Below are 17,204 nucleotides of genomic sequence, written 5' to 3'. Positions count from 1 at the left end.
CGCCGGCGCATTGTCATCAAGGCGTCGCGGCATTCCTGTTTCACCACCCAAGACAGCAACTGGACGAAGCGAACATGAAGAATTTGTGGAACGACGAAACGGCCGAGAAACTCGTCGCCGACTATGCGAAGAAGGGTGTCGGCCGCGACCTCGCGCTGCGCGTCTACACGACGCGGCTGCTGGGCGGCGTGCCACAGCTGGTCCTGCATGGCGGCGGCAACACGTCCTGCAAGATCAAGGCGACCGATCTCGTCGGCGATGAATGGGATGTGCTGTGCGTCAAGGGCAGCGGCTGGGACATGGCCGTCATCGAGCCGCAGGGCCTGCCGGCGGTCAAGATGGGCGCCCTGCTCAAGGCGCGCGCGCTGGACAAGCTCGCGGACGAGGACATGGTGGCGCTGCAGCGGGCGAACCTCATCGACCCGTCCTCGCCCAACCCCTCGGTCGAGACGCTGCTGCATGCCTTCCTGCCGCATAAATTCGTCGACCACACCCATTCGACCGCTATCCTGGCCATCGTCGACCAGGAAGATTCGAAGCCGCTGGTGAAGACAGTGTTCGGCAGCAAGATGGGTTATGTGCCCTACATCATGCCGGGCTTCGACCTCGCCAAGGCGGCGGCCGACGTCTTCGATGCCGACCCGACTGTCGAAGGACTGATCCTCGACAAGCACGGCATCTTCACCTTCGGTGACGATGCCAAACAGGCCTACGACCGGATGATCCACTATGTGAACGTCGCCGAGGAGTACGTCGCTGAGAATGCCAAGCCGAAGGCTGCCAAGGCGGCGTTGCCGGCAAGGCTCGCGACGCCGGCGTCCATCGCGCCGATGCTGCGCGGCGCCGTTGCGGTGGCGCGTGGCGAAGGCCGCTTCGACCGCATGATCTCTGATTTCCGCACCTCGGATGCAATCGTCGATTTCATCAACTCGGCCGCGATCGCCGACTATGCCGGGCGCGGCGTGTCGACGCCGGATCTGTCGATCCGCATCAAGACCGGACCGATGGCGGTGCCGGCGCCCGACGCCGACAAGGTTGGCGACTACAAGGCCGTCATCAAGAGCCATGTCGACGCTTTCGCCAAGGACTATCGCGCCTATTTCGAGACCAATGACGCGCTCGACGACGTCAAGCGCACCATGCTCGACCCGATGCCGCGGCTGACGCTGGTGCCGGGACTCGGCATGTTCGGCCATGGCCGCACGCTGAAGGATGCCAGGATCGCCTCCGATGTCGGCGAGATGTGGATCGAGGCGGTGCGTGGCGCCGAAGCCGTCGGCCGTTTCCATCCGCTGTCCAAGGCCGATTTGTTCCCGCTCGAATACTGGTCGCTCGAACAGGCCAAGCTTGCCTCGAACAAGCCGAAGCCGCTGACCGGCCAGGTGGTGCTGATCACCGGCGGCGCCGGCGCAATCGGGGCTGCAACGGCAAAGCTGTTCGCCGACAATGGCGCCCATGCCGTCGTCGTCGATCTCGATGGCGACAAAGCCGCCGATACCGCCAAGAAAGCCGGCAACAATTCGATCGGTGTCGCCGCCGACATCACCGACCCAGCCCAGGTGCGTGCCGCCTTCGACAAAGCGGTCGCCGTCTTCGGCGGCGTCGATATCCTGGTCTCCAATGCGGGTGCGGCTTGGGAAGGCCGGATCGGCGAGCTCGACGATGCGCTGCTGCGCAAGAGCTTCGAGCTCAATTTCTTCGCCCATCAGTCGGTGGCGCAGAACGCCGTGCGCATCATGCTGGAACAGGGCACTGGCGGCGTGCTGTTGTTCAACACTTCCAAGCAGGCGGTCAATCCGGGCCCGAAATTCGGCGCCTATGGCGTGCCGAAGGCGGCGACTTTGTTCCTGTCCAGGCAATATGCGCTCGACTACGGCGCCCATGGCATCCGCTCGAACGCCGTCAACGCCGACCGTATCCGCTCCGGCCTTTTGACCGACGCCATGATCGCCAGTCGCTCCGGCGCGCGCGGCGTGTCCGAGAAGGAATACATGTCCGGCAACCTGCTCGGCCAGGAAGTGACGGCACAGGATGTGGCGCAGGCCTTCCTGCATCACGCGCTGGCCGAACGTACCACCGCCGACGTGACGACGGTCGACGGCGGCAACATCGCGGCGGCGCTGCGGTAGGCTTTCCAGAAGACAACAAAAAGGGCGGCTCAAGGCCGCCCTTTTCGTTTGCGCGATGATGAACCTTACTTCGCGTTCGGGTTCGGCATCCAGGCCGGCATGGCGACATTTGCATGGGCGAACTGCGGCAGCTTGGCCGACAGGTCTTCCATGTTCTTGATGTCCTTGTCGATCAGCTCCTTCTGGGTGATCAGCGTCGGCGGCACGATGACGTTGTGGCCGGGGTCTTCACCGGCGAGCAGTTGCGCCAGAGCGCGCACCGAGACCTGGCCGACGACGGCCGGGTTGGTCGCCGCGGTCGCGGCCCAGGCGCTGTCGGGCTCGCGCATCGCCGATATGTCCGATGTCGAGATGTCGGCCGAATAGATCTTGATGCCCTTGTTCAGGCCGGCCTCGTCGACGGCGATCTTCACGCCCTTGGCGAATTCGTCATAGGGGGCGAACATCACCTTGATGTCGGGATGGGCCGACAGCACCGAACGCGCCTGGTTGGCGACGGAGTTGGCGATCGGGTTGTCGAGCGTGCCGAACATCGCGACTTCCTTGATGCCCGCATATTTCTTCTTCACGTCGACCCAGGTCTCGTTGCGGCGGTCGAGCGGCGCGATTCCGGCGACGTAGACATAGCCGGCATTCCAGCTGTCACCATTGTCCTTCACCGCCTGCTCGAGCGCGAGGCGGGCAAGGTCCTTGTCCGACTGCTCGATCTGCGGGATCTTGGGGTTTTCGACATTGACGTCGAAGGCCACAACCTTGATGCCGGCGTCGACCGCGCGCTGGGCCGCATCCTTCATCGATTCCGTCAGGCCGTGCTGGATGATGATGCCCTGCACGCCGAGCGCGATGGCCTGGTCGACCATATCGGACTGAAGGGCGGCATCCTGGCGGCTGTCGAGCACGCGCAGGTCGATGCCAAGCGCCTTGGACTGCGCCTCGACGCCCGAGAGGTAGGCCTGGAAGAAGTCGCCGGTCGAGAGATAGCGCACCAGCGCGATCTTGACGCCGGGCTTATCGAACGGGGCCGGCTTGTCCGCGGCGAAAGCCGGGACCTGCATCAGCATGGTTGCGCCGGCCAGCCCGAGCGCCACCTTCCCCAGAAGTCTTCTCGTGATGTTCACCTTGTTTTCCTCCACTCTTGTTGAACCCAAAATCCTGTCCGGTCGAGACTACCCCCTGCCCCTGCCCGAAAGGGCAAAGGTGAAGACAAGGGCGACGACCAGAACCACGCCCTTGACGAAATCCTGCGTGTAGTAAGGCGCGTTCATCATCGTCAGGCCTTGCAGCAAGATGCCGACGAACAGCGCGCCGACTGCGGTGCCGAAGGCGTTCGGCTTGGCGGCACCCAACACCGCGTAGCCGATCAGCGCCGCGGCAACTGCATCGAGCAGCAGATTATTACCCGAGGCGATGTCGCCGCGTCCAAGCCGGGCGGCGAGCAAAATGCCGCCGATCGAGGCAAAAACTCCTGAAATAACGTAGGCCCAGATCTTGTATGCCTTGACAGGCGCACCGGCGAGTTCGGCGGCGCGCTCATTGGAGCCGACCGCATACATCATACGGCCGAAGCGGGTGTATTCGAGGAAGAACCAGATCAGCACGGCCAGCACCAGCAGCACGACGACCGACACCGGAATGAGGTTCGGGATGAAGAAGTCGAAACGGTGGCGGCCGAGCGCCAGGAAGGCGCCGCCGAACTTGCCATTGGCGACCGAACCGTCGGGCATGGTCATGCCGGTGGCGATCGAGCGGCCTTCGGTCGGGATGCGCTGCAGGCCGACCAGCAGGAACATCATGCCGAGCGTCGCCAAGAGATCGGGCACGCGCATATAGACGATCAGCCAGCCATTGATCAGGCCGACAATGGCGCCGATGAGCAGGCAGACAACGACCGCCACGACGGCGTTCTGCTCCAGCACCACCATCACATAGGCAGCCGCCATCATGGCCGACGTGGCGACCGAGCCGATCGACAGGTCGAAGCCGCCGACGACCAGCGTGGCGGTGACGCCGAGCGCCAGCACGCCGGTGATGGCGACCGACTGGAAGATGAAGACGGCACTTTGCGGCGAGACGAACCCATCGGCGGCGATCGCGAAATAGGCGACGAGCCCGAACAGCAGGACGATGAACCCATAGCGTATGGTGTGGTCGCGCAGCGTCATTCAGCGCACCCGCGCGACGCAGCCATTCCTATCCAACTCGGACCCATGGTCTCTCCATTCCAATTCTACCGGCCGCCACGCTCAGGCGGCGCTGTGCAGCGGCCCGCCGGCGACCTCGGCCAGCAGGCGATCGAGATCGACTTCGGCATTGCGGTGTTCACCGACGATTGTGTGTTCCGACATCACCAGGATGCGGTCGGCCGTCTCCAGCGCCTCGTCGAGTTCGGTGACGAACAACAGCGTCGCGCGGCCATTGGCGCTTGCTCTCAGCTTGGCGGCGATGTCGCGCCTGGCCGAGATGTCGACGCCCTGAAACGGCTCGTCGAGAATGAACAGCGCGGCATTCTGCGCCATCCAGCGGGCGACCATCACCTTCTGCTGGTTGCCGCCGGACAATGCCGACATCTCGTCCTTCTCGGAACGGCAGACGATGCTGAGTTCCTCGATCTGCCGGCGCGCGGTGGCGCGCTCGAGGCGGCGCTTGAGCACACCAAGATTCGACATACGCTTGAGGAACGGCAGGCTGACATTGCGCTCGATGTTGAAGCCGCCGACAATGCCGCTGCTGGCGCGGTCCTTGGCGACGAGGAACACGCCGGCGGCGATCGCATCGCCCGCCGATCGCGGCGCATAGGGCTTGCCGCTCATCGTCATGGTGCCGGCAAGCGGCTTGCGCACGCCGAACAGCGTCTCGGCAAGCGCGGTCTTGCCGACGCCGACGAGGCCGGTGATGGCAACGACCTCGCCATCGCCAAGCGTCAGCGAAATCGGCCTGGCGCCCTGCCCGATGCGCAAGCCTTCGATCGTCAGGACCGGTTTGGCCGAACTCCTGGCCACGATCTGGTCTAGATGGATCTTGCGGCCGAGCATGGCATTGACCGCGCCTTCGTAGTCGAGCGGCTTGGTGTCGAAGACGCCCGAAATGACGCCGTCACGCATCGAGACGATGCGATCGGCAAGCCGCCTGATGTCGGACATGCGGTGCGAGATGTAGAGGATCGCCACGCCCTGCTCACGCAGCCGCTCGACCAGAGCGAACAGCCGGTCGGCCTCGGCGCTGGAGAGCGAAGAGGTCGGCTCGTCGAGGATCAGCACTTTCGGCTGATGCGCCAAGGCGCGCGCGATCGCCACCATCTGGCGATCGGCTAGCGAAAGGTCGTTGACACGGGCCTTGAGATCGATGGCCAGACCCATGCGGTCGGCGACCGCCTTGGCCTCGCGGCGCACTCGGGCCGGATTGAACAGGGTCGGCACGCCCTTGCCGCTCAGCCTGTCGAGCGTCAAATTGGTGGCGACATCGAGGTCGGCGACGACACCGTCATTGATATTCTGGTGCACGGTGACGACGCCGGCGCGGATCGCCTCCGCCGGCGTGTTCGGGGCAAAAGCCTGGTCGGCGAGGATCATGCTACCGCCGCCGCGTTCGTAGAGGCCGCTGACGATCTTGACGAGGGTGGATTTGCCGGCGCCATTGGCGCCCATCAGCACGGTGACTTCGCCGGAATGCAGCTCGAGCGAGATGCCGCCAAGCACCTCGTTACGGCCAAAGGATTTCCTCAGTCCCTCTACACGGAACACGGCATTGCCGACCATGCGTTCCTCCCTGACCGTGACGCTATGGGCTACATCGGCAATTGTCAACACGATTGACAATTGCCAGATCGCTTCCTAGCTTGGCCCCGCCGTCAAGGCTCCCTTATGATCGGAGCGCACAGGCGGGAGGGACACGAATGACCGGGAAATTGCCGTTCGAAGCACTGTCGGTGGAGACGCTTGCAACGCGCCTCGGCACGAATGAGGCGCTGTGCGCCAAGATCGGCAGGCACACGACACACTGGAAGGTCCGAGAGGTCGGCGACGGCAATCTGAACCTCGTCTTCATCGTCGAGGGCGCCGGCGGTGCCGCGGTGGTCAAGCAGGCCCTGCCCTATGTCCGCCTGGTCGGCGACAGCTGGCCGTTGCCGTTGAAGCGCTCCTTCTTCGAGTATCACGCGCTGACAAGGCAAGAGGCGCGCGCGCCGGGCTCAGTCCCGGCGATCTATCATTTCGATGAAGGCCAGGCGCTGATCATCATGGAGTATCTGGCGCCGCCACACGTCATTCTCAGGCGCGCTTTGATCGACGGGCGCCAGTTGCCCAACATCGCCAGGGATATCGGCCTGTTCATGGCCCGCACGCTGTTTCGCGGTTCCGACCTGTCGATGGTGACCAAGGATCGCAAGGCCGATCTGGCGCTGTTCGCCGACAATGTGGAGCTCTGCGACATCACAGAGAACCTGGTGTTCTCCGATCCCTATTTCGACGCCAAGATGAACCGGCATACGCCGCAGCTCGACAGCGTCGTTGCCGAACTGCGTGCCGACCGCGACCTCAAGGTCGAGGCGCAACGGCTGAAGCACATTTTCGCCGCCAATGCAGAGACGCTGCTGCATGGCGATCTGCATTCCGGCTCGATCATGGTCACCGACACGGAGACCCGGATGATCGACCCGGAGTTCGCCTTCTACGGACCGATGGCCTTCGATATCGGCATGCTGCTCGCCAATTTCTGGATGTCCTTCTTCTCGCAGCGCGGACATGAGCAGAAGGGCAAGCGCGATGCCATGCGCGCTTATTTGCTCGGGGTCACCAAAGAGACGTGGTCGGTGTTCCGCGCCGAATTCTCGCATCTGTGGCGCACCGAGCGCGCCGGCATGCTCTACCAAAAAAGTCTGTTTGAGGATCAGGGCGACAGGCTGGGCGCGGAACAGGCGCTCGACCATGTGCTGCACCAAATCTGGACCGATCTGCTCGGCTTTGCCGGCATCGAGGTGCACAGGCGCATCCTTGGCCTCGCCCACAATGCCGATTTCGAGACCATTGCCGATGAAGCGCTTCGCGCCAGTTGTGAGGCAAAGGCGTTGAAGTTCGGCCGCCACATCGCCGTCAACCGGCGCCAGATACACAGCATCGACGAGGTCAATACCCTGGCCGCGCTGATCGAACAGGAGAGCAGCATTTGAACGTCGGCGACCGCCACTACCGCACCATCTGGCTGAGCGACGACGGGCGTTCGGTCGAGATCATCGACCAGCGCTGGCTGCCGCATGATTTCCGCATCGAGACGATCGGCACGGTTGCCGGAATTGCGACCGCCATCCGCGACATGTGGGTGCGCGGCGCGCCGCTGATCGGCGTCACCGCGGCCTACGGCGTCGCCATGCAGATGGCGGATGATCCGTCCGACGCAGCGCTCGATGGCGTGTGGGAGACACTGCACGAGACGCGCCCGACGGCGATCAATCTGCGCTGGGCGCTGGATGAGATGCGGCGCTTCCTCAAGCCGCTGCCTTCAGAACAACGCGCCGCGGCCGCCTACCGGCGCGCCGGTGAGATCGCCGACGAGGATGTTGGGCTGAACCGCGCCATCGGCGAGAACGGTCTTGCCATCATCAAGGCGATCGCGGCGCGCAAGCAGCCGGGTGAGACGGTCAATATCCTCACCCATTGCAATGCCGGCTGGCTGGCGACCGTCGATTACGGCACCGCCACCGCGCCGATCTATCTGGCAACGGAAGCGGGCATCCCGGTCCATGTCTATGTCGACGAAACGCGGCCGCGCAACCAGGGCGCCCAGCTCACCGCCTGGGAGATGGCCGGCCACGGCGTGCCGCACACGCTGATCGTCGACAATGCCGGCGGCCATCTGATGCAGCGTGGCGCGATCGACATGGTCATCGTCGGCACCGACCGCACCACTGCCGACGGCGATGTCTGCAACAAGATCGGCACTTATTTGAAGGCGCTCGCCGCCGCCGACAATGACGTGCCGTTCTATGTCGCGCTGCCCTCGCCGACCATCGACTGGACGGTGCATGACGGGCTCGAGGAGATCCCTATCGAGCAGCGTTCGGCCGACGAGGTCTCGCTTGTCTGGGGCAAGACCGTCAGCGGCGAGATCGCCCAGGTGCGCATATCGCCCGAGGCAACGCCGGCGGCGAATCCGGCCTTCGACGTGACCCCGGCGCGACTGGTGACCGGCCTGATCACCGAACGCGGTGTCGCCAAGGCCTCGCGCGAGGGCCTGAAGGCGATGTTCCCCGAACGGGCATAGCGCCGAAGCCGGCTAGCTAGTACAGCGGCTTGCTCATGTGGCCCGGCGTTGGCCACTTGTCGGTGACGCCGGGCTGCACCGGACGCTCGAGATAGGTCGACAGCACCACATAACTGCGCGTCGAGGTGACGCCGGGCGTTTCGTAGAGGCGAGCAAGCAGGCCTTCCAGCGCCCGCGTATCTTCGGTGCGGACCTTCAGCAGCATGCAGGTATCGCCGGCGACGGTATGGATCTCCTCGACTTCCGGATATTGCGAAACCGCCATCAGCTCCGGGGTCTTGCCCCAGCCCCTGGTGTCGATATGCACGAAGGCGAGCAGCGGCTTCTTCACAGCCTTTGGGTCGATGATCGCTGCCGTGCCGCGAATGGCGCCGCTGCGCCGAAGGCGCTTGACCCGTTCATGCGCGGCGGGCGGCGAAAGCCCGACCCGATCGCCGAGTTCCGCGTAGCTGACCGTCGCGTCGTCGACGAGAACGCCTAATATTTTTCGGTCAATCGTATCGATATCGCGGGGCGCCGGCCTGTTCTGCAGAATGCCATCTGTTTCTTCATCCATGTCGACAATCCTGATTGCCACGGAATTTAATACGGCCATTATGCTGATATGTCGAACAGCAATCAAGCCACAGCCCTGGCAGCCGACGCCAGGCCGCCGATCCCGGCCCTCGCCTATCTGTTGACCGGCTGCATCGCCGTGATCGGCTCGAATTCGCTGGTGCTAGGGCCGATAGCCCCGGCGGTGGCGTCGTCCTTCGCAACCAGCGTCCCGGCCGTCATGGTCGCGGCGGCCGCCTTTGGCCTCGGCACCTCGGCAAGCGCCCTGTTCCTCGCCCGCTACATAGACCGGCTTGGCGCTCGCCGGATGCTGCAAGGGGCATTGCTGTTGCTGGCCATTGCTCTCGTCGCCAGCGCGGCCGCACCGATACTGATCATGCTGGTCGTGGCCCAGCTCGTCGCCGGTATCGCCGCCGGCGTCGCCATGCCGGCGATCTATGCGAGTTCGGCGGCGATCGCGCCGCCCGGCCGCGAAAGCGGCACCATCGGCGTCGTGCTGACCGGATGGACGCTCAGCATGGTGGCCGGCGTTTCGCTCTCGGCCGTGCTTGCCGATCTCGTTCATTGGCGCGCCGTCTTCGCCGCCGTCGCGGTGCTTGCAATGCTGGCGTTGGCCAGCCTCACCATGACGTCACTAAGCGACATCAGGAAGAGCGGCCCGGCGCCAACACCGCTGGCGGCACTCAGCATTCCCGGCATTGTGCCGCTTCTCATCGCCTGCGCGGCCTTCATGACCGCCTTTTACGGTGTCTATGGCTATCTCGGCGACCACCTGCACAGCGGACTGGGCAAGTCGGTGAGCGCCAATGGCTGGGCCGCGCTCGCCTACGGCATCGGCTTCGGCACGGCTGCCCTCCTCGACGGCGTGATCGATCGCCTGGGCGCCCGCCGCGTCATGCCGTTCGCCTATCTTCTTGTCGCCGCCGTCTATGTCGCCATTGCCGCGACGAGCAACAGTTTCGGCCTGACGCTGGCCATGGTGGCGGTGTGGGGGCTTGCCAATCATTTCGGGCTGAACGTCCTCGTGATGCGCCTCTCGGCACTCGATCCCTCACGGCGCGGCACGATCATGGGCCTGAACAGCGCGGTGACCTATCTGGCGGTCTTTATCGGCACCACCGGCTTCGGGCCGCTCTATTCCAGCTTCGGCTTTGCCGTCTGCGCGATGGTTGCGGCGCTGCTGATGCTGGTTGCCGCGTCGGCGGCGGCATGGCGCTAAGGTGCATTGATATTCAGGTGATGCCGGCCTGCAAACGGCGGCTTCCTGCGCTTCCGGTGCTCACGTACGAAAAGTACGCTCCGCTCCGGTTCTCGGAAAGCACCGTTTTCGACTCGGCCTAACCTGAATCTCAACACACCTTAGTCGACGGAACGTGATGGGCCAGGACTTTCACGCGGTTGACAGCGCCGCCCTGCCCTTTCATACAAACGACGTTAAAGTTCTCAGGGCGGGGTGAAAGTCCCCACCGGCGGTAAGGGCCTCAAACCCAAGCCCGCGAGCGCTTTCCAAGACAATTGGAAAGGTCAGCAGATCCGGTGTGATTCCGGAGCCGACGGTTAGAGTCCGGATGAAAGAGGACGAAACGGAAAACGGACCGCTCCGGCGGGCCGGATTGCGTGTCGTGCGTCCTGATTCTGGTTCGAAACGGAAGGATGGACCCATGAATCAGCATTCCCACAAAGACTATGAAACTGTTCGCATCGCCGTCGTCCGCGCGCGCTGGCATGCGGATATCGTCGACCAATGCGTCAGCGCTTTCGAGGCGGAGATGGCCGACATCGGAGGCGACCGTTTCGCCGTCGATGTCTTCGACGTGCCCGGCGCCTACGAAATCCCGCTGCATGCCAGGACCTTGGCTGAGACCGGCCGCTATGGCGCGGTCCTCGGCACGGCTTTCGTCGTCAATGGCGGCATCTACCGGCATGAATTCGTCGCCAGCGCCGTCATCGACGGCATGATGAACGTGCAGCTGTCAACCGGCGTTCCGGTGCTTTCGGCGGTGCTCACGCCGCACAATTATCACGACAGCGCCGAGCACCATCGCTTCTTCTTCGAGCACTTCACCGTCAAGGGCAAGGAAGCGGCCAGGGCCTGCGTGGAAATTCTCGCCGCGCGGGAAAAGATCGCGGCATGAAATCTTCCCGGCCGGGTGGAAATCGCGATAACACCCGGTAGTATTTGCGAAAACTCGGGAGGATGCCGGTGCAGACCAAGAAGATCATCAATGACGGCAACCGCGCCGTCGACGAAATGCTCGAAGGGATCCTCGCCGCGCATCCTCGCCACCTCAGGAGCGCGGACGGCAGCCCGCGCTCGATCATCGCCCGTGACGGGCCGCGGCCCGGCAAGGTCGGGCTGGTGATCGGCGGCGGCTCAGGTCATGAGCCGACCTTCCTCGGCTTTGTCGGCAAGGGACTGGCGGATGCGGCGGCCATCGGCAACGTCTTCGCCTCGCCGCCGCCCGATCCGATCCTCGAATGCGCCAAGGCAGTCAGCGGCGGCGCCGGCGTCTTGTTCATGTACGGCAACTATGCCGGCGACGTGATGAATTTCGACATGGCGGCCGAGATGGCAGCGATGGACGACATCGAGGTGCGCACCGTCCTGACCACCGACGACGTCGCCTCGGCGCTGCGCGACCAGCGGCAGAAGCGCCGCGGCGTCGCCGGCAATTTCTTCATCTTCAAGGCGGCCGGTGCCGCCTGCGACCGGATGCTCTCGCTGGACGAGGTCGAGCGCATCGCCCGGAAGGCCAACGACCACACCTTCACCATGGGCGTGGCGCTGTCGCCCTGCTCGCTGCCGCAGACAAGGCGGCCGAATTTCGAGATCGGCGCGGGCGAGATGGAGATCGGCATGGGCATCCATGGCGAACCCGGCATCGCCCGCGGCAAGCTCGGGAGCGCCGACGCGATCACCGACGAGATGCTGGACAAGATCCTCGCCGAGATGGCGCCGACGCGCGGCGACAAGGTCGCGGTGCTGGTCAACTCGCTCGGCTCGACGCCGCTGATGGAGCTCTACATCATGAACCGGCGGGTCAAGCAGCGGCTCGACGACATCGGCGTCACCATCCACGCGACCTGGGTCGGCAATTACTGCACGTCGTTGGAAATGGCCGGCGCCTCGGTGACGCTGTTTCATCTCGACGAGGAATTGCAGACCATGCTCGACCATCCCTGCGACTGCGCCATGTTCCGTGCCGGCTGACGAAAGAGCGTTCCCGTGACCATCGATACCGCTGACCTGAAAAGAATGTTCGATACGATCGCGGTGGCGATCGAGGCCGACAAGGACCGGCTCTGCCAGCTCGACGGCGTCATTGGCGACGCCGATCACGGCATCGCCATGGCGCTCGGCTTCAATGCCGTGCGCGATGCGCTGGCCTCCCTCGGCCTCGCGGCGACCGAGCCGACGGCGCTGCTCAACACGGCGGCGAAATCATTCCTCAATGCCGTCGGGGCGTCCTCAGGCCCACTCTATGCGACAGCCTTCATGCGCGCCGGTGCCGCCGTCAAGGGCAAGGCGGCGCTGGCGGACACGGACTTCATCGCCCTGTTCCAGGCCATGGCGCAAGGCATCAAGGATCGCGGCAAGGCAGAACCTGGCGAAAAGACGATGGTCGATGCCTGGCAACCGGCGGCCGAAGCGGCCGCCGCGGCCAATGTAGCCGGCAAGACCCTGGCTGAGAGCCTCGGGGCAGCCCTCGCCGCCGCCGAGTCTGGTGCTGAAGCGACCAAGGAGATGATCGCCGCCAAGGGCCGCTCCTCGCGGCTCGGCGAGCGATCGCTCGGGCATATCGACCCCGGCGCTGCATCGGCCGTCACCGTGATCGGCGCGATACGCAAGAGCCTGAGCTAACGTTTCGCCGCCGCGTCGAGCCTGTTGATCGCCTGGACATTGCCGGCCGAGGGACCTTGTTCATCGAACTCGGAGGCGAGCCACGTATCGACGATCGCCTTGGCCAGTTCCGGGCCGATGACGCGGGCGCCCATGGTGATGATCTGCGCGTTGTTGGATTTCGCCGCGCGCTCGGCCGAATAGGTGTCGTGGGTGAGCGCGGCGCGGATTCCCGGCACCTTGTTGGCCGAGATCGAGACGCCGATGCCGGTACCGCAGAACAGGATGCCGCGATCGTTCTCGCCGTCGATGATGGTCTGGGCGAGTTTTTGCGACAGGTCGGCATAATAGCCCGCCTGGCTGAGATCGCTGACCGTCAGGCCGGATTTGGTGGCAAGGTGCGCGGCGATGACATCGAGCAGCGGCTTGCCGGCGCTGTCGGCTCCAATGGCTATTTTCATGTTTTTCCCTTTTCGTGTCCGGATGGTTTCAGATCGCCGCCGAGGCGCGGCCGAGAATGTCGATGTAGCCGTCCGCCTGCCAGGCGGAACGGCCGATGAAGAGGCCGTCTATATTGGGCTGGCCGACCAGCTCGGCGGCATTGCCGGGATTGACGCTGCCGCCATAAAGCACCGGCGGCACCGACGGCAGCAGGGCGCCGGCCACTGTCTTGATCAATGCCTGCTGCTTGTCGGCATAGTCGGCGCTGGCCGGAATGCCCTTGTCGCCGATCGCCCAGACCGGCTCGTAGGCGAACAGGATTTTCGCGGTCTTCGCCTCGCCTTCGAGGAACTGCAGCGCGCCCTCGACCTGGGCGCTCAGCACGGCATCGGCCTGCCCACTTTCGCGCTCGGCCAGCGTCTCGCCGACACAGATCAGCGGTATCATCCCGTGCTTCACGGCGGCAGCCGTTTTCAGGCCGACGGTGCGATCGGTCTCGCCAAAATGCTCGCGCCGTTCGCTGTGGCCGAGTTCGACCAGATCGAGCCCGCAATCCCTCAGCATCGGTGGCGAAATCTCGCCGGTCCAGGCGCCGGCATCGGCCCAATGCATGTTCTGCGCACCGACCTTGATGCGCGTCGACGACAGCGCCCGCTTGACCTCGCGCACCGCCGTGAAAGGTGGGATGACGAAGGGCTGGATGCGGTCATCGAAACCGGGAATGAAGCCTGCCAGGCGCTCCGCGAAATCCAGTGCCTCGGCGAGCGTCTTGTTCATCTTCCAGCTTGTACCGACCCAGTAGACCACGCGCACTGCTCCTTGACTTTGTTGATCACGATCTGCCGATTTCAGGGGTCATGATCCCTTGTCCATCACCGTCAGCGAAACGCCGGCGGCCTCCAGCGCCGCGCGTACGCCCGGCTCTGGCGCACGGCCGGTGAAGACCGCGTCGAATGCGCTGAGATCGGTCAGGAAGTGCAGCGCCGTGCGGCCAAACTTGCCGTGATCGACCAGCAGATATTTGCGGGTCGCCGCCGCCATCATCAGCCGCTTGGCCTGCACCACCTCCTGATCCTGGTGGAAGGCGGAAGCGCCATGGATGGCCGAAGACGACAGGAAGGCGACGTCGGCGCGCAGTGATTTGAGCGAGGCCTCGGCCAGCAGGCCGAAGAATCCGTGAAACTTCTTGCTGTACTGGCCGCCGAGCGCGATCAGGTTGATGCCTCCCGCGCCGGCCAGTTCCTGGATCACGGCAAGATTGTTGGAGATCACCGTCAGCGGTCGCAGGTCGGCGAGATGGCGCGCAATGCCGCCCGCTGTCGAGCCGTCATCGATGATCACCGTCTGGCCGGGTTCGATCATGGCCACGGCGGCCGCGGCCAGACGCTGCTTTTCCTCGGTCGCCTGCTTCTGCCGGTAGCGGAAGTCGCTTTCGAACAGGCTGCTCGGCTGGATCGAGGCGCCGCCGCGCACCTTGCGCAGGAAACCGCTTTCCTCGAGCTCGTCGAGGTCGCGGTGCACGGTCATCTTCGAGACGCCAAAGCGCAAGGCGAGATCGTCGACGCCGGCCTGACCGGTGTCCATCAGAAACTCCATAATGCCTTGCCGTCTGACGTCGCTTTTCATCGCCACTGACCGCCAACGCCAAAGCGCGGCTCCTTGATCGAGCGCCAGATATAACAGCTTCCGTCGCAAAAGTATCAAATATTTTGTGATAATGGGATAAATTCGTGGGATATTCCGCTTGCTCTGATCGCGGCGCTGTAACAAGAATTGCTGCCGCGACGGGCTGTGACGGTTGCGGTTGCGCGGAAATCCGGCCAGAAGCATCGGTGGGCTGGACGATACGCGGACAGTCCGCAACCAGGTTTGAAACCAGATACGGGAGACTATTCGTTGGCTCGCATCACACTGAGACAATTGCTCGATCACGCCGCCGAATACGGCTATGGCGTGCCGGCCTTCAACATGAACAACATGGAACAAGGCCTCGCCATCATGGAGGCGGCGGAAGAGACCAAATCGCCTGTCATCCTGCAGGCAAGCCGCGGTGCGCGTGCCTATGCCAATGACGTGGTGCTGGCCAAGCTGATCGACGCGCTGGTCGAAATCCACCCCGACATCCCGGTCTGCATGCATCTCGACCATGGCAACAACGAAGCCACCTGCGTCACCGCGATCCAGTACGGCTTCACCTCGGTGATGATGGACGGCTCGCTCAAGGAAGACGGCAAGTCGCCGGCCGACTACGCCTACAATTCGGGCATCACCAAGCGCGTCGTCGACATGGCGCATTGGGGCGGCGTGTCTGTCGAAGGCGAGATCGGTGTGCTGGGATCGCTGGAGAGCGGCGGCGGCGAGCAGGAAGACGGTCACGGCGTCGAAGGCGCGATCAGCCACGACCAGCTCTTGACCGATCCGGAACAGGCGGTGGAGTTCGTCAAGGACACGCATGTCGATGCGTTGGCCGTGGCCATGGGCACCAGCCATGGCGCCTACAAATTCTCGCGCAAGCCGGACGGCGCGGTGCTGGCGATGAACGTCATCGAGGAGATCCACAGGCGCCTGCCCAACATGCATCTGGTCATGCACGGCTCGTCCTCGGTGCCGGAGGATCTGCAGGAGATCATCAACAAATATGGTGGCCAGATGAAGCCGACCTGGGGCGTGCCGGTGGAGGAGATCCAGCGCGGCATCAAGCATGGCGTGCGCAAGATCAACATCGACACCGACAACCGCATGGCGCTGACCGGCGCGATCCGCAAAGTGCTGACCGAGAACCCGAGCGAGTTCGACCCGCGCAAATATCTGACGCCGGCAATGGCTGCGATGCGCAAGCTCTGCAAGGAGCGCTTCGAGCAATTCGGCACCGCCGGCAACGCACCGAAGATCAAGCCGCTGCCGGTCTCGGAAATGGCCAAGCGCTACAAGTCGGGCAGCCTCGACCCGAAATTCGGCTGAGTTCCGGCGACTTCACATCAAGAGTTCAACGGGCAGGAGCCGCATCGGCCCCTGCCCGTTTTTTCATTCGGCCTTTAGCAGAAGATCGGACCTGCCTGTCTCGATGAACGGCGCCCAGTAGTCGACGGACTCGCGGATCATGGCGACCACCTGATGGTCGACCGGTTCACGCTCACGGAACGACAGTTCGAGGCAGATCTCGTTGTCGGTGCCGCCGCCGCGCCGCACCGTGTCCAGCAGCTTTTCAGGCGTGATGCGGCCATCCTTATTGTAGGTTGACGTGAACGGCCAATGGCCGCCCTTGTTCATCGACGATTGCTTGATGTGGATGATCGGCGATTTCGTGGGAAAGGCCTCGGCCCAGGCATAGGGATCGATGTCGGCGGGATTGCTTGATGTGACATCGCCATGGTCGATGTCGACCATCATCTCGAGCGGGATCGCCATACCAGCGACGTCGATCGCGCCTTGCAGTTGCCGGCAGTTCTCGATGGTGTGGCCGAACTCGCGGCCAACCGACATCGGCTCCCAGAACAGGTAGGTCAGGCCGGCCGCCTTGGCGTGCTCGGCGACCTCGCTCCAGCAGTCCAGCGCGATGTCGAACAACCGCGCGCGACGCTCGGGGTCGTCAAAGTCGCGATGGGTGAAGATGGCGAATTGCGTGCCCATGCCGCTGGCGCCAAGCTCGGCCGAGATGTCGGCAAAGGTCTTGAACCAGTCGACATAGTAGCGGCGCACATCGGCGTCGGGGTGACCGAAATGATTGAGCCTGCCGTAAGGACCGGTCATGCCGGACGTGACACGCACGCCGGTGCGGCCGAGCGCGCCGCGAAACAGGCGGACGAATTTGACGATCGTCGCAGCGGGCCAGCCGGGATTGATGAATTCATGCGTGAGCTGCACGGCCCTTATGCCGATGTCATAGGCGATGGTGTCGATCAGGTCGTCCGGATCGGCGAAGCGATTGACCAGCGGATTGGTGTTGAGGGAGAGCGTGAAGGCCAAGGTCGCTATCCCTCCCC

The 17,204-nt window shown here is 63.9% G+C and carries 16 protein-coding genes and 1 riboswitch; of the genes, 8 read left to right on the top strand and 8 right to left on the bottom strand.

The window, feature by feature from the left end:
* Positions 1–74: 74 nt before the first annotated feature.
* A complete protein-coding gene (locus MAFF_RS29770; protein ID WP_010914736.1) occupies positions 75–2,129 on the top strand; it encodes a bifunctional aldolase/short-chain dehydrogenase in 2,055 nt (684 codons plus the stop codon).
* A 65-nt stretch (positions 2,130–2,194) separates the two neighbouring features.
* On the opposite strand, the gene MAFF_RS29765 is transcribed toward MAFF_RS29770, so the two are convergent.
* The 3 genes from MAFF_RS29765 to MAFF_RS29755 all read right to left on the bottom strand — a co-directional run bounded on the left by MAFF_RS29765 (position 2,195) and on the right by MAFF_RS29755 (position 5,884).
* Complete coding sequence (locus tag MAFF_RS29765) at positions 2,195–3,247, bottom strand: substrate-binding domain-containing protein (protein ID WP_032933168.1); 1,053 nt, start codon at positions 3,245–3,247, stop codon at positions 2,195–2,197.
* Between the two features lie 48 nt (positions 3,248–3,295).
* Positions 3,296–4,291, bottom strand: a complete 996-nt coding sequence (locus MAFF_RS29760; protein WP_010914734.1) for an ABC transporter permease — start codon at positions 4,289–4,291, stop codon at positions 3,296–3,298.
* A gap of 81 nt (positions 4,292–4,372) precedes the next feature.
* Positions 4,373–5,884: a sugar ABC transporter ATP-binding protein gene (locus MAFF_RS29755; RefSeq protein WP_010914733.1), complete on the bottom strand. Its 1,512-nt coding sequence runs from the start codon at positions 5,882–5,884 to the stop codon at positions 4,373–4,375.
* Between the two features lie 137 nt (positions 5,885–6,021).
* Here MAFF_RS29755 and mtnK point away from each other — a divergent pair, with 137 nt between their 5' ends.
* Together mtnK and mtnA are read left to right on the top strand one after the other, a co-directional pair.
* Complete coding sequence (gene mtnK, locus MAFF_RS29750) at positions 6,022–7,293, top strand: S-methyl-5-thioribose kinase (RefSeq protein ID WP_010914732.1); 1,272 nt, start codon at positions 6,022–6,024, stop codon at positions 7,291–7,293.
* Positions 7,290–8,384 (top strand): S-methyl-5-thioribose-1-phosphate isomerase, encoded by a 1,095-nt coding sequence (mtnA, locus tag MAFF_RS29745; protein WP_010914731.1) that lies wholly within the window; start codon positions 7,290–7,292, stop codon positions 8,382–8,384. The genes mtnK and mtnA overlap by 4 nt, the downstream gene beginning before the upstream one ends.
* A 16-nt stretch (positions 8,385–8,400) precedes the next feature.
* Here the strand turns inward: mtnA and MAFF_RS29740 are convergent, their stop codons facing one another.
* The gene (locus tag MAFF_RS29740) at positions 8,401–8,940 is read right to left on the bottom strand and encodes an Lrp/AsnC family transcriptional regulator (RefSeq protein ID WP_044549659.1); all 540 of its coding nucleotides are present in this window, start codon (positions 8,938–8,940) and stop codon (positions 8,401–8,403) included.
* Positions 8,941–8,988: 48 nt separating this feature from the next.
* On the opposite strand from MAFF_RS29740, the gene MAFF_RS29735 reads away from it, so the two are divergent.
* The 4 genes from MAFF_RS29735 to dhaL all read left to right on the top strand — a co-directional run bounded on the left by MAFF_RS29735 (position 8,989) and on the right by dhaL (position 12,801).
* Positions 8,989–10,158, top strand: coding sequence for an MFS transporter (locus MAFF_RS29735; RefSeq protein ID WP_010914729.1), 1,170 nt, complete (start codon positions 8,989–8,991; stop codon positions 10,156–10,158).
* 216 nt (positions 10,159–10,374) lie between these two features.
* Positions 10,375–10,523, top strand: a riboswitch (FMN riboswitch).
* Positions 10,524–10,600: 77 nt separating this feature from the next.
* Positions 10,601–11,074 (top strand): 6,7-dimethyl-8-ribityllumazine synthase, encoded by a 474-nt coding sequence (locus tag MAFF_RS29730; RefSeq protein WP_010914728.1) that lies wholly within the window; start codon positions 10,601–10,603, stop codon positions 11,072–11,074.
* Positions 11,075–11,142: 68 nt separating this feature from the next.
* Positions 11,143–12,150 (top strand): dihydroxyacetone kinase subunit DhaK, encoded by a 1,008-nt coding sequence (locus MAFF_RS29725; RefSeq protein WP_044551508.1) that lies wholly within the window; start codon positions 11,143–11,145, stop codon positions 12,148–12,150.
* Positions 12,151–12,165: 15 nt separating this feature from the next.
* On the top strand, positions 12,166–12,801 hold the full coding sequence (gene dhaL, locus MAFF_RS29720; protein WP_010914726.1) for a dihydroxyacetone kinase subunit DhaL: 636 nt from the start codon (positions 12,166–12,168) through the stop codon (positions 12,799–12,801).
* Here the strand turns inward: dhaL and MAFF_RS29715 are convergent.
* The 3 genes from MAFF_RS29715 to MAFF_RS29705 are packed head-to-tail and all read right to left on the bottom strand — an operon-like array spanning position 12,798 to position 14,847.
* Positions 12,798–13,241, bottom strand: coding sequence for an RpiB/LacA/LacB family sugar-phosphate isomerase (locus MAFF_RS29715; protein WP_019856833.1), 444 nt, complete (start codon positions 13,239–13,241; stop codon positions 12,798–12,800). The genes dhaL and MAFF_RS29715 overlap by 4 nt on opposite strands.
* A 28-nt stretch (positions 13,242–13,269) precedes the next feature.
* On the bottom strand, positions 13,270–14,028 hold the full coding sequence (locus MAFF_RS29710; protein ID WP_044551507.1) for a triose-phosphate isomerase: 759 nt from the start codon (positions 14,026–14,028) through the stop codon (positions 13,270–13,272).
* A 48-nt stretch (positions 14,029–14,076) separates the two neighbouring features.
* Positions 14,077–14,847 carry a DeoR/GlpR family DNA-binding transcription regulator gene (locus tag MAFF_RS29705; protein ID WP_044549650.1) on the bottom strand — a complete coding sequence of 257 codons (771 nt, stop codon included), beginning with the start codon at positions 14,845–14,847 and terminating at the stop codon, positions 14,077–14,079.
* A gap of 270 nt (positions 14,848–15,117) precedes the next feature.
* Here MAFF_RS29705 and fba point away from each other — a divergent pair, with 270 nt between their 5' ends.
* The gene (fba, locus tag MAFF_RS29700) at positions 15,118–16,182 is read left to right on the top strand and encodes a class II fructose-bisphosphate aldolase (RefSeq protein WP_010914722.1); all 1,065 of its coding nucleotides are present in this window, start codon (positions 15,118–15,120) and stop codon (positions 16,180–16,182) included.
* Between the two features lie 63 nt (positions 16,183–16,245).
* On the opposite strand, the gene MAFF_RS29695 is transcribed toward fba, so the two are convergent.
* Entirely contained in the window at positions 16,246–17,187 is a 942-nt protein-coding gene (locus tag MAFF_RS29695; RefSeq protein ID WP_032929275.1) for a sugar phosphate isomerase/epimerase family protein, read from the bottom strand.
* Positions 17,188–17,204: the final 17 nt, after the last annotated feature.

The sequence above is a fragment of the Mesorhizobium japonicum MAFF 303099 genome, assembly GCF_000009625.1.
In the GTDB taxonomy this organism is placed as follows: Bacteria; Pseudomonadota; Alphaproteobacteria; order Rhizobiales; family Rhizobiaceae; genus Mesorhizobium; species Mesorhizobium japonicum.
The sequence above is the reverse complement of the archived record's forward strand: the minus strand, read 5'-3'. Positions and strand labels throughout refer to the sequence as shown.